The organism is Microvirga sp. HBU67558, assembly GCF_018069605.1.
GTDB classification, from domain to species: domain Bacteria; phylum Pseudomonadota; class Alphaproteobacteria; order Rhizobiales; family Beijerinckiaceae; genus Microvirga; species Microvirga terrae.
Map to the genome: position 1 here is coordinate 1 of NZ_JAGPUP010000002.1, position 230 is coordinate 230.

Below are 230 nucleotides of genomic sequence, written 5' to 3' on the forward strand. Positions count from 1 at the left end.
CAAAAAGAATTGCCGAATCGACGGGGCAACCTGATCAACGCCAACGCGACAATAAAAAGACGCCTGGAAATACTGACAAGTTAGGCATCACAAAGTACAGCATCGTGACCAACAGCACCGATTCCGTCACACTGCGCCTCATGACTGAGCATGACCTTGCGATGCTCTATGAGTGGCTAAATCGATCTCATATCGTCGAGTGGTGGGGCGGAGAAGAAGCACGCCCGACA

1 pseudogene is annotated in these 230 nt (G+C 51.3%); it reads left to right on the top strand.

The annotated features are described in order from the left end of the window. Positions 1 to 104: 104 nt before the first annotated feature. Positions 105 to 230: pseudogene (locus KBI52_RS00005) on the top strand (AAC(6')-Ib family aminoglycoside 6'-N-acetyltransferase); the annotation flags it as partial.